Genomic DNA, 23,012 nt, shown 5'->3' on the forward strand with positions numbered 1-23,012 from the left:
AGGAGGCTACTGGACATATATGTACATTAGTTTAATTTGACCCTCCGGTGAAGGAGAGCGGCATGAAATCGCATTATCGGGCAGTGGTGATCGGCGGCGGCGTGGTGGGAGCCTCCGTCCTCTATCATCTGGTGAAATTCGGCTGGACCGACGTGGTCCTGATCGAGCGCGAAGTATTGACCGCGGGCTCGAGCTGGCATGCCGCCGGCGGTTTTCACGCCCTCAATGCCGATCCCAATATAGCGGCGCTCCAGTCCTATACGATCGACCTCCTCTCGGAAGTCGAGAAGGAATCCGGCCAGAATATCGGCATGCATATGACCGGCGGCATCTCGATCGCCTCGGCGCCCGAGCGCTGGGAATGGCTCAAGGCTTCCTACCGCATCTTCCAGACCATGGGGATCGACGACGTCCATCTGGTCGGCGTCGACGAGATCCGCAAGAGCTGCCCCATCCTCAACACCGATGGCGTGCTCGGCGGCCTTTATGCCGAACGCGAGGGCCATATCGATCCGTCGGGAACCGTGCACGCTTATGCAAAAGCGGCGCGGCGCCGCGGCGCCGAAGTGATCGAGCACAATCGTGTGATCGAACTCAAAGCCAGGCCCGATGGCCAGTGGGACGTGGTGACGGAACAGGGAACCATCGTCGCCGAGCATGTGGTCAATGCTGGCGGCCTGTGGGCCAAGCAGGTCGGCCGCATGGCCGGCATCGAGCTGCCCGTCTCGCCGATGGAGCATCATTATCTCGTCACCGAGGCCCTCCCCGAGATCAAGGCGCTCGACCGGGAGCTGCCGCTCATCGTCGATCTCGAGGGCTTCACCTATATGCGCCAGGAGCAGAAAGGCATGCTGCTCGGCATCTATGAGATCAACTACAAGCATTGGAACATGGATGGCGCGCCCTGGGATTACGGCATCGAGCTGATCCAGGAAGACAAGGACCGCATCGCCGACGAGCTGGCGCTCGGCTTCAGCCGTTATCCCTGCCTCGAAACGGCGGGCATCAAGCGCTGGGTCAATGGCGCCTTCACCTTCTCACCCGATGGCAATCCGCTGGTCGGCCCGGTGCGCGGCGTGCCCAATTACTGGGTCGCCTGCGGTGTCATGGCGGGCTTCCTGCAAGGCGGCGGCGTCGGCAAATCGCTCGCCGAATGGATGATCCATGGCGAGCCGGAAGCCGATGTCTACGGCATGGACATCGCGCGTTATGGCGACTTTGCCGCCAACCGCGAATATATCCGTCAGACCACCGGCCAGTTCTATTCGCGCCGCTTCGTCATGAGTTATCCCAATGAGCAGCTGCCGGCCGGTCGCCCGCTCAAGACCGCCGGCGCCTATGACGCGATGACCGAGGCCGGCGCCCGCTGGGGCAATTCCTGGGGCATCGAGGTGCCGCTCTATTTCGCGCCGAAAACCTTTGAGGAACCGCCGACGCTCAAGCGTTCCGCCGCCTTCGCCATTGTCGGCGAGGAATGCCGCAAGGTGCGTTCGGGCGTGGGCCTTCTCGATATCAGCGCCTTCTCCCGCTACGAGGTGTCGGGCAAAGGCGCCGAGCGCTGGCTCGACCGTCTTGTCGCCTGCGCCCTCCCCAAACCCGGCCGCGCGCGGCTGGCGCCGATGCTCGGCGACAACGGTAAGCTCAAGGGCGATCTCACTCTCTTCAACTGGGGCGACGGCATCTGGTGGATCATGGGCTCCTATTATCTCCGGCAATGGCATATGCGCTGGTTCGAGCGCGAGCTGCCGGCCGATGTCGCGGTGCGCGACATCTCCGACGACGTCGTCGGCTTCTCGCTGGCCGGGCCTGCCGCGCGCCAGGTGCTCGAACGCGTGACGCAGGCGGACGTCTCGCACAAATCCTTCGGCTTCCTCGCCTGCCGCCCGCTCGATGTCGGGCTCATCCGCGCCAGGGTCGGCCGACTTTCGGTCGTGGGCGAGCTCGGGTTTGAGATCAATTGCCGGGCCAATGAGCACGCGACGCTGCGCCGGACCCTCCTCGACGCCGGCCGCGACCTGGGCCTCACCGAATATGGCTTCGGCGCCGTCAATGCGCTCCGGCTCGAAAAGAGCTTCGGCATCTGGTCGCGCGAATTCACCCAAGGCTACACCGCCGCCGAAACCGGCATGGACCGCTGGATCGCCTTCGACAAGGGCGATTTTGCCGGCCGCGCCACCGCGCTGAAGGAGAAGGATGAGGGCGGACCGCGCCGGACCCTCGTCACGCTCGCGATCGACGCCGCGGATGCCGATGCCGGCGGCTATGAGCCGGTCTGGCACCAGGGCCGGCGGGTCGGCTTCATCACCTCCGGCGGCTTCGGTCACACGATCGGCAAAAGCCTCGCTTTGGCGCTCATCGATCGCGACGTTGCCGAAGCCGGCACCGAGCTTTCCACGCATATCGTCGGTGTCGAAAGACCGGCGCGCATCATTCCCGCCTCCCCTTACGATCCGGATGGAAGGAAGATGCGCGGATGAGCATCTTGTCTTTCATGACACGGCCCGGCTATAGCGGCCGAACATGACACGCCGCTATTCCGCTTTCTCGCTGTTCAAGGAAGGGCTTGCCGGCCAGACGGGCTGGGAGCCCGCCTGGCGTTCGCCCTCGCCCAAGAAATCCTACGATGCGATCATCATCGGTGGCGGCGGCCACGGTCTCGCCACCGCTTATTATCTCGCCAAGACCCATGGCGTGACCAATGTCGCGGTGCTGGAGAAGGGCTGGATCGGCGGCGGCAATACCGGCCGCAACACCACCGTGGTGCGCTCCAACTACTACTACCCTGAAAGCGTCGCGCTCTATGGCCTGGCGCACCGGCTCTATGAAGGCCTGGGCCAGGACCTGAACTACAATGTCATGCTGTCACAGCGCGGCATGATCTCGCTCTGCCACAGCGCGATTGAGATGGAGATCGCCGCCCGCACCGTCAATGCCATGCAGATCAGCGGCATCGATGCCGAGCTTTATTCGGTGGACGATGTGCGCCGGGTGGCGCCGATCTACAATTTCTCAGCCGATGCGCGCTATCCGGTCTTCGGCGGCGTCTGGCAAGGCCGGGCCGGCACCGCGCGTCATGACGCTGTCGCCTGGGGTTATGCCCGCGCCGCGAGCGGGCTTGGCGTCGACATCATCCAGAATTGCGAGGTCACCGATTTCATCATCGCCGACGGGCGCTGCCGCGGTGTCGTGACCACCCGCGGCGAGATGCGGGCCGATCGCATCGGCATGGCGGTCGCCGGGCATTCCTCGGTGCTCGCCGCGAAGGCCGGCTTTCACTTGCCGATCAACTCCTATGCCTTGCAGGCTTGCGTGTCGGAGCCGGTGAAGCCGATCCTCGATACGGTCGTGCTGTCGCCCGGCACCGGCGTCTATGTCAGCCAGTCCGACAAGGGCGAGATGGTCATCGGCGGCGCACTCGATCGCATCCCTTCTTACGGCCAGCGCGGCAATCTGCCGACGCTCGAAGGCGTGATCTCAGGCCTTCTCGAAATGTTTCCCGCCTTCGGCCAGCTCAAGCTGATGCGGCAATGGGCCGGCATCGTCGATGTGGTGCCAGATTCTTCGCCCATCATCGGTGAATCACCCTTGCCCGGCCTGTTCCTCAATTGCGGCTGGGGCACCGGCGGCTTCAAGGCGATACCGGCGGGCGGCACGCTGCTGGCGCATCTGCTTGCCACCGGCAAGCACAATGACATCAGCCGCCCCTTCGATCTCGACCGTTTCGTCACCGGCCGGCTCATCGACGAGGCGGCGGGTTCGGGCATCGCACATTAGGGATTGAGCAAGCAAACCATGCAGATCTTCACTTGTCCCTTCTGTGGCCCACGCGATGAAAGCGAATTCCATTTTGGCGGCGAGGCCGGCAATACGCGCCCCGACGGCGCCGGCGTGCCGGCCGAGCGTTGGGCTCAATATCTCTACATGCGCGCCAATCCGAAAGGCGCCACACGCGAAGTCTGGGTCCACCTGACCTGCGGCGAGTTCTTCGTCATGGAGCGCGACAGCGTCGGCCACAAGGTCGCGGCGTCACAGGCACTCGGCGGCGCGGAGAAATCCGAATGAGCGCTGAACGCCTCAGCACCGGCGGCAGCGCCATCGACCGCGCCCGCCCCCTCTCCTTTAGCTTCGATGGCCGCAAGGTCGACGCCTTCGCCGGCGACACAATCGCCGCGGCGCTGCTCGCCAACGACGTCGCAATCGTCGGCCGCAGCTTCAAATATCACCGGCCGCGCGGTGTGTGGGGATCTGGTGTCGAGGAACCGAATGCCCTGGTCGATATCGCCGGCCGCGGCCCTAACACACGCGCCACGACGGAGGCGGCACGGCAAGGACTCGTCGCGGTGAGCGTCAATGCCTCACCCGACGCCGCGCGCGATCGCAGCGCCTTTCTCGATCGCTTCGCGCGCTTCATCCCGGCCGCCTTCTACTACAAGACCTTCATGTGGCCGGACTGGCACCGTTTCGAGCCACGCATCCGCGCCATGGCGGGCCTCGGCAAGGTCGATCCCACCTGGACCGCGCCCGAAGCAGCCGACCAGATCAACCATCATTGCGATGTGCTGGTCGTCGGTGCCGGCCCGGCGGGTCTTGCCGCCGCGCGCCTCGCCGCGCACGAAGGCAAGTCGGTGCTCCTGGTCGATGAGCAGATGGTGCCCGGCGGATCGCTCCGCCATCGCGACGGTGAGATCGACGGCAAGTCGACCGCCCAATGGATCACCGAAAGCCTGTCGGCCGTCACCGGCGCCGGTCAATTGTTCCTTCCCGCGACGACCGCCTTCGGCATCTATGACCATAATCTGGTGGCCCTGAACCAGCGTCATCAGGACGGCCGCCCCGACACGCTGTGGCGGGTCAGGCCGCGACGGATCATTCTCGCTACCGGCGCGCTCGAACGGCCCTTGCCTTTCGCCGACAACGACCTGCCCGGCATCATGGCGGCCGATGCGGCGCTCGTTTATTTGCGTTGTTATGCGGTGCGCGTCGGCCGCCGCATCGTCATCGCCACCAATAATGACAGCGCCTATGAGGTGGCGGAAGCGCTCATCGAAGCCGGCGCCGCAGTTACCTTGATCGACATGCGCCAGGATGGCCTTCCTTCTGCGCCGAAGGGCGTCACGGTTTTACGCGGTCGTATGATCGCGTCGGCGCAAGGCAAATCAAGCGTCGAAAGCGTGACGCTCGACGACGGTACAAGGCTCACCGTTGACAGCGTTCTCGTTTCCGGCGGCTGGACGCCGACCCTCCATCTCTTCTGCCAGGCGCGCAGCAAGCTCGCCTGGAGCGAGAAACGCGCTGCCTTCCTGCCGGGCGATCCGGTCGAGGGAATAGCAGTCGCCGGCGCCGCCAATGGCGCGGTCTCGCTCTCCGAGGTCTTCACCGATGCGGTGCGCGCGACGCAGTCGCCATCGCCGGCACCCGCCAGCACCGGTCGCGAAGCATCGGGGGGCGTCGTTCCGGCATGGCCCATTGCCGGCGCCAAGGGCCGCATCTGGATCGATTATCAAAGCGACGTGACGGCCAAGGATGTCGAGCTCGCGGCGCGTGAAAACTTCGTCTCGGTCGAGCATCTCAAGCGCTACACCACGCTCGGCATGGCGACCGATCAGGGCAAGACCTCGAATCTCTTGGGCCTCGCATTGCTGGCCGGCATCTCCGGCCGTTCTATCGCCGAGACCGGCACCACCACCTATCGTCCACCTTTCACACCGGTTCCTCTGACGAGCTTTGCAGGCCCGCGCAGTGGCGAGCTGATGGCGCCGGTACGCCGGCTGCCGCTTGAAAATACGCATCGCGCGCAAGGCGCGGTGTTCCAGGAATATGGTGGCTGGCTGCGCCCGGCATTTTATGGCGGCACCGATGCCGAAGCCGCGATCCAGGACGAGGCGCGGCGCGCCCGCCAGTCGGCCGCCCTTTTCGACGGATCGACGCTGGGCAAGATCGAAGTGATCGGACCTCAGGCTGCCGCCTTCGTCGACTTCATCTATTACAACACCATGTCGACCTTGAAACCCGGCCGCTGCCGTTATGGCTTCATGCTGTCGGAAAACGGCGTCGTCTTCGATGACGGCATTCTCGTCCGCCTCGATGAGCATCGCTTCATCGTCTCCTGCTCGACCTCGCATGTCGGCGCGGTGCATGTGCGTCTCGAAGAATGGCGGCAGGACCGTTTCGGGCGCGACGCGGTCTATATCCACAACGCCACCTCCGAGATGGCGACCCTGACCGTCTCAGGTCCAGCCTCGAAACAGCTCCTCGCGACGCTCGATCTCGGCCTCTCGCTCGCCGATGCCGATCTTCCGCATATGGCGATCGGCGAAGGCCGTTTCGCCGGTGATCTCTTGCGCGTCGCGCGTGTCAGCTTCACCGGCGACCGCAGCTATGAATTGTCGATCCGCGCCGACCGGGCCGAAATCCTGTGGCGGAGCCTGCAGGAGGCCGGCAAGGCCTTCGACGCGGTGACGCTCGGCCTCGAGGCCTTGATGATCCTGCGCGCCGAGAAAGGGTACATCGTCATCAGCAAGGATACCGACGGCACGACCATGCCGCAGGATCTGGGCGTCGACGGCCCACGCACCAAACGGCAGACCGATTATGTCGGCCGCCGCTCGCTCTTCACCGAGGTCGCGCAGGCCCCCAATCGCCTCCAGCTCGTAGGCCTTGCCGTCCCGGACGGCGAGCCGCCGCTTGCCCCCGGCGCTCACGGAATCCTGCAGGACGGCCTCAAGCTCCGCAGCCAGGGTTTCGTGACCTCGAGCTATCTGAGCCCGGTTCTGGGGCGGCCCATTGCGCTCGCCCTCATCGAGCGGGGCGCCGCCCGCCACGGCGAGACGATCGACATGCAGCATCTGGGGCAGAAGCGGCACGCGACGATCACCGCGCCCTGCGTCTTCGATCCTTCGGGAGCACGGTTCAATGCGTAATCTCGCCGAAAAATGGTCGCCGGCACCCGACTGGCGGACCGCCACCTTGCAGACGCCGGGCCTCGTGATCCGCTCGTTGACCGGCTTCACCCAATATCTGGTGAGCGGCGACCTCGCCGCCTGGTCCAGGCGGACGGATATGGACGCCGCTGCAGTCGGCGCCCTCTCCGTCGCGCAGGGCGAACGTTATGCCTTGCGCGTCGCCCGTGACCGCATTCTGGCGGTATCGGAAACACCCTTCGGCATCGAGCCGGGCTGGCACGCGTCGGGATTTGCCGTCAGCACCTTCGATGCCGGCCTGCATATGTTCGAGATCGAGGGTCCGGACATGCCCTCCCTGTTCGCGCGGGCGACGACGCTCGATCCCATGGGTGAGACCGCCAGCGCCGCCCTCCTCTTCGCCGGCGCCAATGCTTTGTGCTACCGTCACGGCCATGCCGACCGCCTGCGAGTACATGTCGACCGCGCTTTGGCGTCCTATCTCTGGAAATGGCTTGAACAGGCGATTGTGGCGTAGGAGCGAATGGCCAGGCAAACTCACCGCAGCATGACGAAACCGGAAGCGCCGCGCTCAGGCCCGGCCGGCAATATCAAGGTCACGCGCGAGGACTGGCTCGATCTCGCCCTCGAGACCCTCATTTCCGACGGCGTGGAGGGCGTGCGTATCCTGGCGCTTGGCCAGAAGCTCGGCGTGTCGCGCTCGAGCTTCTATTGGTATTTCGAAAGCCGCCAGGATCTGCTCGACCAGCTGCTGGAATATTGGCGCAACAAGAACACCCGCTTCATCATCGAGCGCGCCAAGCGCCCGGCCCCCACGATCACGCAGGCCGTGCTCAATGTCTTCGAATGTTGGGTGGACACGAACCTGTTCAATCCGCGGCTCGATTTCGCCATCCGCACCTGGGCGAGAAGCTCGACCTTCGTGCACGAGATCATCGATGCCGCCGATAATGAGCGCGTCCTGGCCATAGGCGACATGTTCGCCCGTTATGGCTACAGCCAGGAAGACGCCTTCGTCCGGGCCCGTGTCCTCTATTTCATGCAGATCGGCTATTATTCGCTCGAGATCATCGAGCCGATGTCCAGCCGCCTCTCGCTGGTGCCGGCCTATTTGCGCAGCTTCACCGGGCGCGAGCCGCTCGACAGCGAGATCGAGGCTTTCGCCCGTTATGTCGAGGCGACTGGGGCCTGAATTGATGGTGATCTAAGCATCAATCATAGAGATCGTATGTCGCCCAGTCGGCTTTCGGAATCTTGGCGCCGATCTCGTAATGCAGCTCATGCGCATCGAGATGCCGGGGGCCTGTCACGCAGTCATAGGACAGATGATACCAGTTGCCGCCGCTGCGGAATGCGGCGCCATGCGCTGCTATCGAGTTCTCTCCAACGACCGGCTCATCGAACGTATAAGCGACGACCTTCTCCACATTGAAGGAGGCCCGGTCCCGATTGATGCGCAGCAGGACTTCGGCATCGCAGGTCTGCTCGAGCCGGGTCTGTGGATCGAGCTTCATCAACTGTCCCTTGAGGCGGCCGTCATCCAGCGCCAGGACAGATGCGGACGACACACTAACGGCGATCGTGGCGACGGAAGTCAGTCCGACAATTCTCGAATACAATGAAGCCTCCCGCGTCGAATCCGAAATGGGCGCGGTCACTACTATTATCCGTATCCGTGATAGGCAAGCAGGTTCAGGACGGCGATCAATCCGCGGTTGCGCAGGCGACGGCGGACAAGTCAGACCATGCGTTCATTTGGACGGATTTGACGTGGCGAAGATGTAGCGGGCGAGGCGCCACTGACCATCGGGCTCGCGATGCAGGAGAAAGAGTTCCTGGTTGGCCTCCGGCGCGGACGTCTTGTCGCCGGCCAGGAGTTTCACCGTTCCGGTGGAGCGCGTGCGTGCATAGGCCCAATCGCGCGACAACGGCTTGACCTCATCGATCGCGAAGCGGACATCGAGCTTGACCGTCGCGAAAACACGCCGATAGGCGGCACGCACCGCATCGCGGCCTTCCACGGGCGGGCTGTTCTGCGGCATGAACACCACGTCCGTGGCATAGAGCTTCATGACTGCATCGACATCGGAGGCATTCAAGGCCCGCTCATAGGCGCCAAGCTGCCGGGCGATCGCGGCCTTGGCGCCTTCCGCCGCATGAGCGGGCGCCACGGGCGAAATGAAGTGAAGCGCGGCGGCAGCCATGACCACCGCCAGATTGCTTCGAAGCGAATGGGACATATGCATCTGTCATCTCCCCGTTCAGGCGCGTGGGCGCGTGGTGGCGAACAGATAGCGGTGGATCTTCCACACACCGCTTTCGCGCCGCAGGATGAAGAGCTCATTGTTCCCCTCCTCGACATCCACACCGGCGGCGAGGATGCGGGTCCGTCCGGACGAGCTGGTGCGTGCCCAGGCCCAATCGCCGGCCACTTCGATCTCATGGATCTCGAAGCGGATAGCGAGCTTGATCGTGGCGAAGACCTGCGCATAGCCGGCGCAGACTGCCGCTCTGCCGACCAATGCCGGCGCATGCTGCGGCATGAAAACCGGCTCGCTGCCATAAAGGCCGAGGATGGTTTCGAGGTCATTGGCGTTGAGGGCCTGCTCGTAAGTCTTGAAGATGGCGTCGATCGTCATGGCTGGCTCCGATCTTTGGTTGAGCTACCGGGGTAGCGACGACCTCAAGCTAAGATGATCATTTCTGGTATAAAACTGACAGAAATGGCATTCTCCCTCTCATAATCGAGAGGATTAGCCATGGATCTCAATGCCGTGCGGATGTTCGTGGCCGTGGTTCAGGCCGGCAGCCTGTCGGCCGGCGCGGCTCGCTTGAACATGCCTCTGCCGACCCTCAGCCGGCGCTTGCGCCAGCTCGAGCGGGAATTGAAGGTTCAGTTGCTCGAGCGCTCCGTACACGGCACAAGGCTTACCGATGCCGGCACACATCTTTTTGAACATGCCGCGCGCGGCCTCGAGACTCTCGCCGAGGGCGAGGAAGCGTTACGAAGCGATCAGGCCCGTCTCAAAGGCCGCTTGCGCCTGTCACTTCCGACCGGTTTCGAGCCTTGGTGGGAGTTACTCGGCGCGTTCCAGCGCCAATATCCCGATATTCAGCTCAGCGTCTACGCGACCGATCGGCGGGTCGACCTGATTCAGGACGGGATCGATGTCGCCTTGCGCGTTGGCATCATCCAGCATGAAGCGATGGTGGCCCGCCATCTCCTCACCTACCGCCATGTCCTGGTCGCCAGTCCCAAGCTCCTGCGCCGGCTGGGCAAGCCGCGGGCACCTCAAGATCTCCTGCGTTTTCCCTGCGCTCTATGGACCCGCGATGCCAACACGTCCGGGAGTTGGCAACTCGGCAAAGAAGTCATCCAGCCGCGAGCGGTGTTCGCCGCGAACGATTATTTGCATTTGCGCGATCGCGCGATCGCCGCCGAGGTGGTGACGGAGCTGCCGCCCTTCCTTGTCGCGCGCGCCCTGAGCGAGGGAAGTCTTCAGGCGCTGCTGCCCCGCTCGCTTATGCCGGAGCAGCAGATCAACCTGCTCTATCCGTCTCACCGCCATCCCTCGACCATCGTGCGGACTTATCTGAGCTTTTGCCAGAAGCACATGGCCGAGGTCTTGGCTGCCAACACGACACCGTGACGGTGCCCCCAGATCTCAATTGATCCCCGCCGCGGTGAAGCCGTCCTCGATCGCCTTGATCTTTCGCGCCAACACGGCGGCACTCTGGCCGCGGAACAGCGAGCGCGCCGCCTGGATGACGCCGCGGCGGCTGTCCGAGAAGTCGGAGGTGCGGGAGAGCTGCGTCGTCAGCGCGAGAAAAAACATGCCGGCGATATCGTTCTTGCCGAATACATAGCGGCTGCCCGTTTTCGCCGTCATGATCTTGTAAGCGGCGAAATTATGGATGCCGCTATTGTCATGCACCCAGCCATAGTCGTTGCGTTCATAGGTATAAGGCGGCGTGGCGGTGCGGAAGTCGCGCATGTGCTTGGGCTGGTCGTGCCGTGTCGGATCGGCCAGGTCGCGCAGGGCCTTGCCGGGGCCTTCGAAGCCGACGCCGATCTGCCACGACCATCTGCCGATCGGCTTGGCGAAATTGGCAATGATCACGCCGAAGATGTCCGAATAGGATTCGTTCAGGGCGCCCGGCTGCGTGCGGTATTCCAGACGCGACGTATAGTCGGTGACGCCATGGAACATCTCATGGCCGACGACGTCGAGCATCGCCGCTACCGAATAGAAGGTCTGATTGGGAAACTTGATCTGCCCATAGACCATCTGGTCGCCATTCCAATAGGCGTTCTTCCATTCACGCGCCGGGGTCACCCCGTCGCCGCGATCCCAGCAATTCACCGTCGAGATCATCTCGCCGCCACGCCCGTCGATATTGCTGCGCTTGACGACGTCGCGCAGGAAGCGGGCGACTTCCGCGCCATTGGCATGGGCATCGACCGCTTCTGACGGCCACGGATTGGGCGGGTTGGTGTAGAGCGCGCCGGGCAACAGCGCCGACTGCCGACTCGGATCCTTGAAATCGAAGCCATAGGTCGTGACATTGAGGTCGAGATCGCGCATCGACCGCTTGCCGCCGGACGAGTCGACCACGATCTGCCTGACCTTGTCATTACTGTCCCGCGCCTGGTCGACCTTGCGGGCCATGGTCGCGATCCGCGGCAGCTCGGCCAGGAGCTTGCCCGTCTGCGCGTCGACGACATAGTCCTTGAGCGCCGCATCGCTGTGGCCAGCCTCGCTGGCGCGCGGCCGCTTCACCGCGACATTCTCGATGATGTAAGCCAGTCGCCATTTGCTGGCGTTCTGGTCGAAGTAATAATAAAGGCGCGGCGTCTGCTCCAGGGAGCTTGCCTTGACGCCGGCCGCTTTCGCGGTCACTCCCAGGGCCTCGGCGGGTGAAATCTTGGCGACATGATCAACCTCGCTCGGCGAGCCCATTGTCGAATTGATCCCGAGGAGGCCGTTGTTCTTGTCGAGTTCGACCGTCACCAGCGATCCATAGACTGGAATCTTGTGAAATCTCTGACAGAACTTCACCATGACCGTACCGGTGAGCGGCACCGCTTCGGTGCCGAGGCTCTTGAATTCGCTGTCCGCACTTTCGGTCCGCGGACGCGAAAACGCCGCGAGCTCGTTGCTTGCCAGCGCCTGGTCGAGATGGGTCCTGGCCGCCGTCTCGGGATCGAGCTTCTTCAGATCGACGCCGAGTGTCGACGCGACCGATCTGGCGCCGCCGGGTGCCGCTTCGACGCGCGCCAGGGCCTTCTGGCCGGATTTTTCCGAAACATCGATGGCGAAGCCACGCAAGCCGGTATTCTTCATGAGTCCCCGGGACGCTTCCGTCCGGCGCCTCGATGTGGGCTTGCTGCTCTTTTTGGCCTTGGTCGATTTGGGTCGCATGTGATCACCCTGAATGGCATCGCGGCGCGTCCCGTTTCGGCTCATTGTCTGATGACCGAGCGGCGCGCCGGCGCTTCCTGTGAAGCGCGCTCGTGCATTTCGCACGCGCTTTCTGCGCAACATCGCCCTCTGACGAGAGTTAAATCCAAGTCTCGCGCCACGTCAAGCGAATGCGGCCGAATGGGCGCGGAACCACGACCAGGCACGGACGTTGTTCCATTATGGCTACCGTTCCCACACCCGATCCACCCGCCCCTCCCGGTCCGCAGCCGCCCGGCCCCTTGCCGCGCCCCGCGCCGCCGCATGATCCCTTGCCCGATCCCCTCCCGCCTTTGCCGACACCACGCGCATGAAGGGCGACGATTGATTCCAGCGGGTACCAGCCGCTAACATCGGTTTCCTTCATCACTCGACAGGGAAATCGCATGATCATCGTCACCGGCGGCAGCGGCAAGGTCGGACGCGCTTGCGTCAGGGACCTCATGGAGCATGGCTACAAGGTCGCCTCCATCGACATGGTGAGGCCCGCCGGCCTGTCCAATCCGCCGAAGCCGACGGATGTGAATTTCACCCGTGCCGACATCACCGATTTCGGCGAGGTCATGGCGGCTTTCTCCGGCATCAATACGCGCGTCGAGGAAGCGGTGACCGGCGTCGTCCATCTTGGCGCCATTGCGTCCCCGGGCGAAGCGGCCGATCACGTGATCTTCGAGGTCAACACGGTTTCGACCTACAATGTATTCGAGGCGGCCCGCCGTCTCGGGATCCGCAACATCGTCTGGGCATCGAGCGAGACGGTCTATGGCATCCCCTATCCCGGCGGCCCGCAATATGTGCCTGTCGATGAGGAGATCGAATTGCCGCAATGGTCCTATTCGCTCTCCAAGCTGATGGGCGAGAAAATGGCCGAACAGTTCGCCCGCTGGGATGCGCAGGCGAAGATCGTCGGCCTGCGCTTCTCCAATGTCCAGGAACCGCAGGACTACGCGAACTTCCCCGCCTATCAGAAGGACCCGCGGTCGCGTCACTTCAATCTGTGGACCTATATCGACGCCCGCGACGCCGCCCAGGCGATCCGCCTGTCGCTCGAGTCGAAATTGACCGGCGCCCATGTCTTCGGCATCGCCAACAGCGACGGGGTGATGACGCAGACCAATGACGAGCTGCTCGACGAAGTATTTCCGGGAACGAAGCGCAAGCGCCCGCTTGAGCCGCATGAATCCCTGATCTCGATCGAAAAGGCGCAGCGCATGCTCGGCTACAAGCCGCAATTTGACTGGCGCAAGGCGAAATAGAATGGACCTGTCGGCATTCAAGGAAACACTGGCGCAGCCGGCGCCGCCCGAGGGCCTGAGTCTCGCTTTGCAGGCCTTGTGGTGGGACGCCAAAGGCGACTGGGACAAGGCCCATGAATGCGCCCAGGAGCGCGACGACAGGGACGGCGCCCGCGTCCATGCTTATCTCCACCGCAAGGAAGGCGACCCGTCCAATGCCGGTTACTGGTATCGCCGCGCCGGTACGAAGGCCTTTGCCGGAAGCCTTGCCGAGGAATGGGAGGAACTGGCGCGCTCTTTCCTCATCACGCCGTAAGACCCCGCAGCCTCTCGGATCGGCGTCTGAGCAGCTCGACGACCGTCAGCAGCAGGATCGACATCGCCACGAGAATGGTCGCGACCGCCAGGATCGTCGGCGATATCTGCTCGCGCAGTCCCGACCACATCTGCCGCGGGATTGTGCGCTGATCATAGTCGGCGAGGAAGATCACCGCGACCACTTCGTCGAACGACGTTCCGAAGGCGAAGAGCGCGCCCGAGAGAATGCCGGGCAGGATCAGCGGCATGATGACCCGCTGAAACACCACCAAAGGCGATGCGCCGAGACTCTGCCCGGCGCGTATCAGGCTGCGGTCAAAGCCCGACAATGTCGCCGTGACCGTAATGACGACGAAGGGCGTCCCCAGAATCGCATGGGCGACGATCAGGCCCAGATAGGTATTGGCGAGCCCGATCTCCGAGAACAGAAAATAGAGGCTGGTCGAGGTCACGATGATCGGCACGATCATCGGCGATATCAGCAGCGCCATGATCAGCCGGCGCCCGGGCAGGATGCTCTGCGACAGGCCGAGCGCGGCGACGGTTCCCAGGAGCGTGGACAGGATGGTGGCGCCGATGGCGATCACGATACTGTTCTTGGCGGCGTGGATCCACTGGCTGTTCGCCCACGCATCGCCTATCCACGACCAGCCTGAAAAGAGCTGCGTCGGATCCGCCATGCCGTTCTGCAGGATGTCGCGGTACCAGCGCAGCGAATAGGCGGCGGGATCGAGCGTCAACATGCCTTCGGTGAAGCTGAAATAGGGTTCGGCATTGAACGACAAGGGGACGACGACCAGCACCGGCAGAAGCAGGAACAGGAACAGGAAGACGAGCGCACAGAAGGTGAGATAGACCCAGTGCCAGATACGTTCCCATCTATCCACATAAGCGGGCAATGCCATGTCCGTCTCCCCTCACCCCAGTCCGATGATGTCGATTTTGGTCAGCCGGTTGAAGGTCCAGTAAAGCGCCAGGATCGCGGTCAGCAGGATTGCGCCCAAAGCGGCGGCAAGGCCCCAGTTGAGCGACTTCTGGATATGATAGGCAATCATGTTGGAGATGAGCGTGCCGGACTCGCCCCCGACCAGGGCCGGTGTAATGTAGTAGCCGACTGCCAGGATGAACACGAGCAGGCAGCCCGCCGCCACGCCGGCAAAGGTCTGCGGCACATAGACCTTGGTGAAGGCCACGAACTGATTGGCGCCCAGGGACCGCGCGGCTTTCATATAGACGGGAGAAACCGTCTTCATCACCGAATAGAGCGGCAGGATCATGAAAGGCAGCAGGATATGCGTCATCGCCAGGATCGTCCCGGTCCTGTTGAAGATGAGCTCGGCTCGCGTCTCGTCCGTCAGCACATGGCTCCAGACCAGCAGCGAGTTGACCACCCCCTGCTTCTGCAGAAGCACGATCCACGCCGTCGTCCGCACCAGCAGCGACGTCCAGAACGGCAGCAGGACGAAAATCATCAGGATATTGGATATTCGCAAGGGCAGATTGGCCAGGAGATGAGCCACCGGATAGCCGAGGATGAGACAGCACAAGGTGACCACCCCGCTGATCAGCAGCGTGCGCAGGAAAAGCGAGCGATAGATCTGCCGGTCTTCCGGCTGGCTCACGATGCTGCCCGCTTCGTCCACTTTCATGTCCACGGCCGCCAGGTAGAAGCGCGGCGTCACCGGGCTCGACAGCCGCTTGATCGCCTGCCATATCCTCGCATCGTTCCACATCGGGTCGAGTGTGACCATCGCCTCCCGATAGGGTGCCGTCAGTTTTCCGGCATTGCGCGCGGTCTTGAGCACGAGGCTGCGGGCGCCCGACATCTCGACATTGAGCGCGGCGGCCACCGGCCCTGCCTCATTGCGCTGCTGCAGCGCCAGCATGTCGCGCGCGACCCCTGCCCACACCGTTTCAGGCGGTGTCCCGCTTCCCGGCCACTCTGCGATCGCGGCCACCGTCGCCGGCATGGCACGCGCGAAATCGGGGCTGTAGACGCTGCGCAGGAGCATGCCGCCGATCGGATAGATGAACATGAAGAGAATGAAGAGCAGGAGCGGTGCCACCAGCACAAAGGCTTGCAGCTTCCGGCGCCGCAACGATCTGGTCAGCTCGCGTTTGATCGAGCGACTGTCGTCCGGCGAGGTAATGGCTGTCACCGTCATGGCCGGCTAGACCGGGAGCGCGCGGCAATCCTGCGCGCTCCAGCCGAATGTCAGCATTCCGCCCTTGGTGAGGCCGTGATGGGGCTCCTTGTTTGCGGCCTTGATCAGAAAACGCACCTGGTTTGCCGTCCTGACGAATATCCGCATGTGATCGCCAAGATAGACGATCTCCTCGATGACACCCTTGAGGCGTGACGAAGTCCCCGCACCTGCATCCGGATCGAGCCGAAGGCGTTCCGGTCTCACCGACAGCATCACCTTCTGGCCCGGCATGAGCTCGTCCGTCGCCACCGCAATGACTTTAGCTCCGCCCTCCAGCACGACGGAGCAAAGATGATCGCTCCTGAGCGTGTCGACCTCGGCCGCCATCAGATTATTGTCGCCGACGAAGTTCGCCACGAAGGACGTCCGGGGCTTCTCATAGAGCTCGGTCGGCGACGCCAGTTGCTGGATCTTGCCCTGGTCGAAGACGGCGATCCGGTCCGACATGGTCAGGGCCTCCGCCTGGTCATGCGTGACATAGACGATGGTGACCCCGAGCCGCTGATGCAGCTCCCGGATCTCGTATTGCATGCCCTCGCGCAGTTGCTTGTCGAGCGCCCCCAAGGGTTCGTCCATCAGGACGAGCTCCGGTTCGAAGATGAGCGCGCGCGCCACGGCGATCCGCTGCTGCTGCCCGCCCGACAATTGCGCCGGACGGCGCGCCGCAAACCCGCCGAGCTTGACGAGGTCGAGGGCGCGTATCACGCGCGCTTCCACCTCCGCCTTGCCGAGCGCTCTGACATTCAGCGGAAAAGCGAGATTCTCGGCGACCGTCATATGTGGAAAGAGAGCGTAATTCTGGAACACCATGCCGATACCGCGACGATGCGGCGCCAGGCGGTTGATCTCCTGTCCATTGAGCAGAATCTGGCCGCGGGTCGGCGTTTCGAACCCGGCCAGCATCATCAAGGTGGTTGTCTTGCCCGACCCGGAAGGCCCGAGCAGCGTCAGGAACTCGCCCCGCGCGATCTCCAGAGAGAGATCATCGACGATAAGGCGCTCCCCGTCATATGTTTTCCCGACATTCACGAAGTGGACAATCGATCGTCCCTGCTCCACCTTCCTGCGCCTCCTCGGTCCATCTATCTCTTTGTCAGATGTGGATCGTCCCTTCCAGGAACGTCCGCGCCGCACCGCTCAGCAGTACCCTGTCCCGGTGGTATTCGCATTTGATCGTCCCGCCGCGCGGTGAAATCTGGCGCCCCACGGTACCCGAGCGCCCCAATCGCTCAGACCAGTAAGGCGCCAGACAGCAATGCGCCACACCCGACACCGGATCCTCATCGACGCCATTGGCCGGGGCGAAGAAGCGCGACACGAAATCGAAGCCGTCCCGGCTAGGCGCGGTCACGATGACGGCCGGAAGCGGGAGTTTGGCCAGCGCCGCAAAATCGGGCCGCAGCGCCGCGACATCCTCCGATCGCTCGAAGACCGCGAGATAATGCTTCGCCGCCAGAAGCGCTGCGGGTTTCGCTCCCAATGCCTCGGTGAGACCAGCCGGTGACGGTACATCTTTGGGAATGAGAGCCGGCATGTCGAGCTCCAGGGCATCGCCCCGCGCAGCGACCGTCATGACGGCACCGGATGAAATGAAATTGATCTTGTCGGGGCGCGGTTTCAGGCTTTCCACCAGATGGAAGCCCGCCGCCAGGGTCGCATGCCCGATCATGTCCACTTCCTTGATGGGAGTGAACCATCGGATCTCGAAATTCGCCTCCCCGTGACGGCCTTCCGCTGCGCGGGCCGGCACCGTGAACACCGTTTCCGACAGATTGATCTCGCCGGCGATCGCTTGCATGGTGGTCACATCGAGCCACGTCTCCAGCGGGACGACGGCCGCCGGATTGCCGGTCATGGGCCCTGTGGCGAAGGCGTCGATGATATAGATCGGCAACTTCATTCCCGCCTCCTCCTCTTCACGCAAACCGCGCGAGACTTTGCGAATCCGCGAGATATTTGAGCTTCTCGCGTGCGGCGACAATATCTGCGGGCAGCAATCGCGCCGCATGCAGCCCTTCTTCACGGCCGGCCCTGACGCGGTCACGGCCGTCGGGGCCGATTATGCAGCTGCCGCCGTGATAGCAAAAATCGCCGTCACGGCCGGCATGATTGGCATAGGCGACGAAGACGCCATTCTCGAATGCCCGGGTGGGCACGATTTTTTCCGACACGACCGACCAGTTTTCGGAGAGAGCCGTGGGCGCGATCACCAGATGCGCGCCCCGCCGCGTGCAGGCACGCACCAGTTCGGGAAACTCGATGTCATAACAAATGAGGACAGCCACACGCCAACCGCGAAGCGTGAAATCCGTCAGCTGGTCGCCGCAGGTGAACCAGGTATTTTCATACTCCCCGGGCAGACGCAGCTTGCGATGATTGGCAACCACTTGGCCATCGCCGGCGATGACGCGAGCGGAATTGTAGAGCCGTCCCTCCTCTGCCTCCGGATAGCCATAGGCGATGGCGCAGTGATGGGCGGTCGCGATGTCGGCAACGCCCCGGGCGAAGTCGGCCGCCACTTCCGCCAGTTCCGGCAGGCGATGCCCCGCCCGATAGTCCGACTGGAAGAGCTCCGGGCAGACCACCAGATCCGTATGTGGCCCATGCGCGATCACATCGGCGAGCCTGTCGAGCTTTTCGGCGGGCGAAGCACCCGCCAGACCCGCCTGATAGACGGCCACCGTGATCGCTTCGCCGGGCATCGCCTGATCGCCCATTACGCGTAGAGCACTTTTCTGGGATATTCGGTCAGATAGTCGAAGCCGGTTTCAGTGACGACAATCGAATCGCCGATCCTTCCGCCGCATTTTCCATCGACACTTATGCCGCCATCCACGGCGAAGGTCATGCCCGCCCGCAGGATCGTCTTGTCGCCGACCTTGAGCTCCGGCGCTTCGAGATAGGCGACGCCGATCGAGCGGCCTGTCCGATAGCTGGTCGAATAGCCGGCGGCCCCGTAGGCTTCATTGGCCGCCAAAGCGACGGCCTCGGCCGTAACCCCGGCGCGCACCGTCTTCAGCGCGGCCTGCTGGGCATCGATGGCGGCCTGCTGCACCTTGATGGCTTCCGCGCTTGCCTCCTTCACGAAAAACATGCGGTCGAAGCCGAGCTTGTATTGCTTGAACTGCGCCATGTTGCAGAAGCAGAAATAGACCGGGTCGCCGCGCTTCAGTTTCTTGACGCTGGCCCGGCGATGCACCATCGACGTGTCCCGTCCCGACTGCATGATCTGCAGATTATGGATCAGCGGCGACACGAAGGCTTCCCATCCCTTGTCGGTCAGGAAACCCGCCGCCTTGCGCGTTCCGGCATTCATGACGGCGAGGGCCGCTTCATATTCGGGCACGTCCTCCTGCAAGGCTTCATGCGCCGCCGACATCATGGCACCGGCAACCTGCCCGGCCTGTTTCATCACATCGATCTCGAGCGGTGACTTGATCATCCGCATCTCGCCGAGGAGAGGTGCGACGTCGTGCAAGGCAACATCGGGAAGGTTGCGATCGAGCAGATTGCGCACGATGGCGGGAATGGCCTGGAGCTCGACCCAAATCCGGCGTGGCGCGGCGCCGATCGCCTCGAGCAATACGTTTTCCCAGCGGCGCGCTCCGGCGTCCTCCCAGGAACTGATGCGGGTGACCCACGTCATCCTGGAAACCATTTCCGTTTCCATGAGCGGCGTGACCACGACCGGCTCCTCATCCGGCCGCACCAGGAGGAAGGTCGGACGGCCGAACTCGATCGACAGATAACCCCAGAAGCCGGCCAGATAGGCGATCGATGCTTCGTCGGTGAACAAGGCGACCTCTATGCCCTGCTCACGCATGCGGTCCTGCAGGACGCGCGTTCTCTTTCGTGCTTCTTCAAGCATCGCTCAACACCTCTATGATTGTGGACGGAAGCGCCTGGCTAGCGGTTGAGCCAGACGTTGAATTTCTCGTTTATTTCGTCGCCATGATCGGCCCAGAACTGAACGTCGTTGGCAATCGCGGTGACGAAGTTCGACGGTTCGGTGGGGAGATAGGGCTTCATCGCGTCGCTCACGACCGCGACGGCGGATTTCCGGGCCGGACCATAGGAGATAAGACCGGCTTGAACCGCCATCTGCTCAGGCTTCGACGCGAAGGAAATGAAACGCCGGGCTGCTTCCAGGTTCTTGGCGCCCTTCGGGATCGCCCAATATTCGCGGAACCAGATCTGATGATCCCAGATGATCTTGAACGGCTTCTTCTCGACGACCGCCGCCGTGTAGATCCGGCCATTGGCGGCCATGGTCATCGCCACTTCCTTGTCCGCCAGCAGCTGCGGCGCCTGCGCATGCGCGTCCCACCACAGGATATCCTTGCGGATCGTGTCGAGCTTGGCGAAGGCCCTGTCCAGTCCTTCGGGTGTCGCCAGGACCGAATAGACGTCCTTCGCCTCGACGCCATCGGCGATCAGCGCCCATTCCAGGAACGCCTGCGGTTTCTTGATCAGGCCGCGTTTGCCCGGGAAGCGCTTTGTGTCGAAGAAGTCGGCAGCCTTGCTGGGCTTCTCCGACGCAAACATCTCGTCATTATAGGCGATGACCGTCGACCAGATGATCGTGCCGATCCCGCAATCGGCGAGCGTGCCGTCAATGAAATCATCCTCGGGCTTCGACCCGTCGATTCCCGGCGGCAGGTCTATGCCCGCCACCGGCTCGAACAGCCCGTCATCACAACCGCGCGACAGATCCTGCATTTCGACATCGACGACATCCCAGGTGACATTGCCGGTCGATACCTGCGCACGCAGCTCGCCCAGCCCGCCATTGTAGTCGACCATGTTGGTCTTGATGCCGCTCTCTTTTTGGAAGGGCTCGAGAAACGCCTTCTTCTGGCTGTCGGCATAGCTCCCGCCAAAGGACGTCACCGTCACAGCCCCGTCCGCCAATGCGGGCTGGGCGAAGAGACCCGACAGCGCCACGGCGCCGATCGCGATAAGACCTGGAATTTGCAAGCGCATTTCGATTTCCTTCCCTGATGGCCGGCATATCGGCTCTTGTTAGCTATATACAGCTTATAAAAATAGGAGCGGAAATCAACTTATTTCTTACGTATATCGTTAGAAAACATAACTTGTAGACACCAAGCTATATGCATGTCGGGTGCTTTTCGAGTATCCAGGCATGAAGTAAGCCTAGATGAGAGCGTCAGGATTCGGCTCCGGCGCCCAACTGGACAGAAACGGGATGATGTCGACGTGAGCGATCTCGAGACTGAGGCTACGGCCCCGAAACGGGTCCAGGCGCACACTATTCATGAGCAGCTCAGGCTCAGGATCTGCCTGCTCGACTATCAGCCGGGCAGCATGCTGCGGGAGAACGACCTCGCGGCCGAATTCGGCGTCAGCCGGACGCCCATTCGCGAGGCGCTGCAGCGTCTCGCCATCGAAGGCCTGGTCGAGATCAGAAATGGCGTGGGCACCTTCGTCACCCTGCTGAGCCCGGCCGACCTCCATGACATGTATAGAGCCAGGATCGAAATATCCGCTCTCCTCGGCCGGATCGGCTTGCGCCCCTGCACGCCGGCCGATCTCGAGGAAGTCGACAGGCTGATCGTCCGCACCGAGCAGCTCAAACACTCATTCGGCATCCGTGAATACTGGGACATCAATCACCAGCTTCATTTCGTCGTCAGCGATCTCATCACCAACATCGCCTTCCGCGATGTCTGGGACAGTTTCTATTTCAAGAGCACCCGGGTCTGGTACGGCCTCGCTCAGACGATGACGGATGACGCGACCAATCTGCTCACCATGGAAATTTCGGATCTCCGCCTCGCCATGCAGGAGAACGATGCGGAAGCCATCGGCCTCATCAAGCGCAATTATATAAGCTACAGCTTCCAGCGCGTCCTGCGACAAGCAGCTGCGTCGAACAGCTAAATGCTGGCCTCATCCATCCACACGACATCTGTATGGCAAGCCCACTTGTCGGCAATGCGGCCCCCTCTCGGGAGCCGCATGTCCTCGTCGTCTTGAGATCAGCCCTTGATGAAGCTCAACAGATCGGCATTGATCGTGGCGGCTTCGGTCGTCGGCATGCCATGCGGAAAGCCCTTATAGGTCTTGAGCGTGCCGTTCTTCAGAAGCTTGGCCGACAACGGCGCGGAGTCGGCATAGGGCACGATCTGGTCGTCGTCGCCGTGCATCACCAGCACCGGCACGTTGATCTTCTTGAGGTCCTCGGTGAAGTCGGTCTGCGAGAAGGCGACGATGCCGTCATAATGCGCCTTGGCGCCGCCCATCATGCCCTGCCGCCACCAGTTCCAGATGACGCCCGGCTGCGGCTTGGCGCCCGGCCTGTTGTAACCGTAGAAGGGTCCGGCCGGCACGTCGTAATAGAACTGCGCGCGGTTGGTGGCGACCTGCTCCTGGAAGCCGTCGAACACTTCCTTGGGCAGCCCGCCCGGATTGCTGGCGGTCTTCACCATCAAAGGCGGCACCGCGGCGATGATCGCCGCCTTGGCGACACGCGCCTCGCCGTGACGGGCAATGTAATGCACCACTTCGCCGCCGCCGGTCGAATGGCCAACATGGATCGCTTCGTTGAGATCGAGATGGGCGGTGAGCGCGGCGAGATCGTCGGCATAATGGTCCATGTCATGACCATCGGCCACCTGGCTTGAGCGGCCATGGCCGCGCCGGTCATGGGCGATGACGCGGAAGCCCTTGTTGAGGAAGAACATCATCTGGGCATCCCAGTCATCGGCGGAGAGTGGCCAGCCGTGGCTGAACACGATGGGCTGTCCCTTGCCCCAGTCCTTGTAGAAGATTTCGACGCCATCCTTGGTCTTGACGGTCGGCATTTGCGTGGTCCTTTCGTTGAATTTTGCGAGGCTAAGCGGTTTT

22 protein-coding genes are annotated in these 23,012 nt (G+C 62.8%); 10 read left to right on the forward strand and 12 right to left on the reverse strand.

The window, feature by feature from the left end:
• Positions 1-62: 62 nt before the first annotated feature.
• The 6 genes from JHL16_RS04240 to JHL16_RS04265 are packed head-to-tail and all read left to right on the forward strand — an operon-like array spanning position 63 to position 8,112.
• The gene (locus JHL16_RS04240; RefSeq protein ID WP_200183629.1) at positions 63-2,477 is read left to right on the forward strand and encodes a GcvT family protein; all 2,415 of its coding nucleotides are present in this window, start codon (positions 63-65) and stop codon (positions 2,475-2,477) included.
• A 43-nt stretch (positions 2,478-2,520) separates the two neighbouring features.
• Positions 2,521-3,774, forward strand: coding sequence for a sarcosine oxidase subunit beta family protein (locus JHL16_RS04245; RefSeq protein WP_200183630.1), 1,254 nt, complete (start codon positions 2,521-2,523; stop codon positions 3,772-3,774).
• Between the two features lie 18 nt (positions 3,775-3,792).
• On the forward strand, positions 3,793-4,062 hold the full coding sequence (locus JHL16_RS04250) for a sarcosine oxidase subunit delta (protein ID WP_200183631.1): 270 nt from the start codon (positions 3,793-3,795) through the stop codon (positions 4,060-4,062).
• Positions 4,059-6,920, forward strand: coding sequence for a sarcosine oxidase subunit alpha family protein (locus JHL16_RS04255; protein WP_200183632.1), 2,862 nt, complete (start codon positions 4,059-4,061; stop codon positions 6,918-6,920). Before JHL16_RS04250 ends, JHL16_RS04255 begins: the two co-directional genes overlap by 4 nt.
• On the forward strand, positions 6,913-7,437 hold the full coding sequence (locus JHL16_RS04260) for an aminomethyltransferase family protein (RefSeq protein WP_200183633.1): 525 nt from the start codon (positions 6,913-6,915) through the stop codon (positions 7,435-7,437). Before JHL16_RS04255 ends, JHL16_RS04260 begins: the two co-directional genes overlap by 8 nt.
• Positions 7,438-7,443: 6 nt before the next feature.
• On the forward strand, positions 7,444-8,112 hold the full coding sequence (locus tag JHL16_RS04265; RefSeq protein ID WP_246770758.1) for a TetR/AcrR family transcriptional regulator: 669 nt from the start codon (positions 7,444-7,446) through the stop codon (positions 8,110-8,112).
• Between the two features lie 19 nt (positions 8,113-8,131).
• Here JHL16_RS04265 and JHL16_RS04270 read toward each other — a convergent pair whose 3' ends face one another.
• The 3 genes from JHL16_RS04270 to JHL16_RS04280 all read right to left on the reverse strand — a co-directional run bounded on the left by JHL16_RS04270 (position 8,132) and on the right by JHL16_RS04280 (position 9,559).
• The gene (locus tag JHL16_RS04270) at positions 8,132-8,539 is read right to left on the reverse strand and encodes a DUF930 domain-containing protein (RefSeq protein ID WP_246770759.1); all 408 of its coding nucleotides are present in this window, start codon (positions 8,537-8,539) and stop codon (positions 8,132-8,134) included.
• Between the two features lie 132 nt (positions 8,540-8,671).
• A complete protein-coding gene (locus JHL16_RS04275; protein WP_200183634.1) occupies positions 8,672-9,166 on the reverse strand; it encodes a YybH family protein in 495 nt (164 codons plus the stop codon).
• Between the two features lie 15 nt (positions 9,167-9,181).
• Positions 9,182-9,559 carry a YybH family protein gene (locus tag JHL16_RS04280; protein ID WP_200183635.1) on the reverse strand — a complete coding sequence of 126 codons (378 nt, stop codon included), beginning with the start codon at positions 9,557-9,559 and terminating at the stop codon, positions 9,182-9,184.
• Positions 9,560-9,679: 120 nt separating this feature from the next.
• Between JHL16_RS04280 and JHL16_RS04285 the strand changes: the two genes are divergently transcribed.
• Positions 9,680-10,570, forward strand: coding sequence for a LysR family transcriptional regulator (locus JHL16_RS04285; protein ID WP_200183636.1), 891 nt, complete (start codon positions 9,680-9,682; stop codon positions 10,568-10,570).
• A 15-nt stretch (positions 10,571-10,585) separates the two neighbouring features.
• On the opposite strand, the gene JHL16_RS04290 is transcribed toward JHL16_RS04285, so the two are convergent.
• Positions 10,586-12,265, reverse strand: a complete 1,680-nt coding sequence (locus JHL16_RS04290; protein WP_200183637.1) for a M4 family metallopeptidase — start codon at positions 12,263-12,265, stop codon at positions 10,586-10,588.
• A 503-nt stretch (positions 12,266-12,768) separates the two neighbouring features.
• On the opposite strand from JHL16_RS04290, the gene JHL16_RS04295 reads away from it, so the two are divergent.
• Together JHL16_RS04295 and JHL16_RS04300 are read left to right on the forward strand one after the other, a co-directional pair.
• On the forward strand, positions 12,769-13,638 hold the full coding sequence (locus tag JHL16_RS04295) for an NAD-dependent epimerase/dehydratase family protein (RefSeq protein WP_200183638.1): 870 nt from the start codon (positions 12,769-12,771) through the stop codon (positions 13,636-13,638).
• A gap of 1 nt (position 13,639) precedes the next feature.
• On the forward strand, positions 13,640-13,933 hold the full coding sequence (locus JHL16_RS04300; RefSeq protein WP_200183639.1) for a hypothetical protein: 294 nt from the start codon (positions 13,640-13,642) through the stop codon (positions 13,931-13,933).
• On the opposite strand, the gene JHL16_RS04305 is transcribed toward JHL16_RS04300, so the two are convergent.
• The 7 genes from JHL16_RS04305 to JHL16_RS04335 are packed head-to-tail and all read right to left on the reverse strand — an operon-like array spanning position 13,923 to position 21,125.
• Positions 13,923-14,840 (reverse strand): ABC transporter permease, encoded by a 918-nt coding sequence (locus tag JHL16_RS04305; RefSeq protein ID WP_200183640.1) that lies wholly within the window; start codon positions 14,838-14,840, stop codon positions 13,923-13,925. The genes JHL16_RS04300 and JHL16_RS04305 overlap by 11 nt on opposite strands.
• 12 nt (positions 14,841-14,852) lie before the next feature.
• A complete protein-coding gene (locus JHL16_RS04310; protein WP_200183641.1) occupies positions 14,853-16,100 on the reverse strand; it encodes an ABC transporter permease in 1,248 nt (415 codons plus the stop codon).
• A 6-nt stretch (positions 16,101-16,106) separates the two neighbouring features.
• A complete protein-coding gene (locus JHL16_RS04315; protein ID WP_200183642.1) occupies positions 16,107-17,201 on the reverse strand; it encodes a polyamine ABC transporter ATP-binding protein in 1,095 nt (364 codons plus the stop codon).
• Positions 17,202-17,235: 34 nt separating this feature from the next.
• A complete protein-coding gene (locus JHL16_RS04320) occupies positions 17,236-18,042 on the reverse strand; it encodes a PhzF family phenazine biosynthesis protein (RefSeq protein WP_200183643.1) in 807 nt (268 codons plus the stop codon).
• A 16-nt stretch (positions 18,043-18,058) separates the two neighbouring features.
• Positions 18,059-18,844, reverse strand: coding sequence for a carbon-nitrogen hydrolase family protein (locus JHL16_RS04325; RefSeq protein WP_200183644.1), 786 nt, complete (start codon positions 18,842-18,844; stop codon positions 18,059-18,061).
• 14 nt (positions 18,845-18,858) lie between these two features.
• Positions 18,859-20,010, reverse strand: coding sequence for a M24 family metallopeptidase (locus JHL16_RS04330; protein ID WP_200183645.1), 1,152 nt, complete (start codon positions 20,008-20,010; stop codon positions 18,859-18,861).
• Between the two features lie 38 nt (positions 20,011-20,048).
• Positions 20,049-21,125, reverse strand: a complete 1,077-nt coding sequence (locus JHL16_RS04335; protein ID WP_200183646.1) for an ABC transporter substrate-binding protein — start codon at positions 21,123-21,125, stop codon at positions 20,049-20,051.
• A 237-nt stretch (positions 21,126-21,362) separates the two neighbouring features.
• Here JHL16_RS04335 and JHL16_RS04340 point away from each other — a divergent pair, with 237 nt between their 5' ends.
• Positions 21,363-22,046 carry a GntR family transcriptional regulator gene (locus tag JHL16_RS04340; RefSeq protein ID WP_200183647.1) on the forward strand — a complete coding sequence of 228 codons (684 nt, stop codon included), beginning with the start codon at positions 21,363-21,365 and terminating at the stop codon, positions 22,044-22,046.
• 98 nt (positions 22,047-22,144) lie between these two features.
• Here the strand turns inward: JHL16_RS04340 and JHL16_RS04345 are convergent, their stop codons facing one another.
• A complete protein-coding gene (locus JHL16_RS04345) occupies positions 22,145-22,969 on the reverse strand; it encodes an alpha/beta fold hydrolase (protein WP_200183648.1) in 825 nt (274 codons plus the stop codon).
• Positions 22,970-23,012: the final 43 nt, after the last annotated feature.

The sequence above is a fragment of the Taklimakanibacter albus genome (assembly GCF_016595235.1).
GTDB classification, from domain to species: Bacteria; Pseudomonadota; Alphaproteobacteria; order Rhizobiales; family Aestuariivirgaceae; genus Taklimakanibacter; species Taklimakanibacter albus.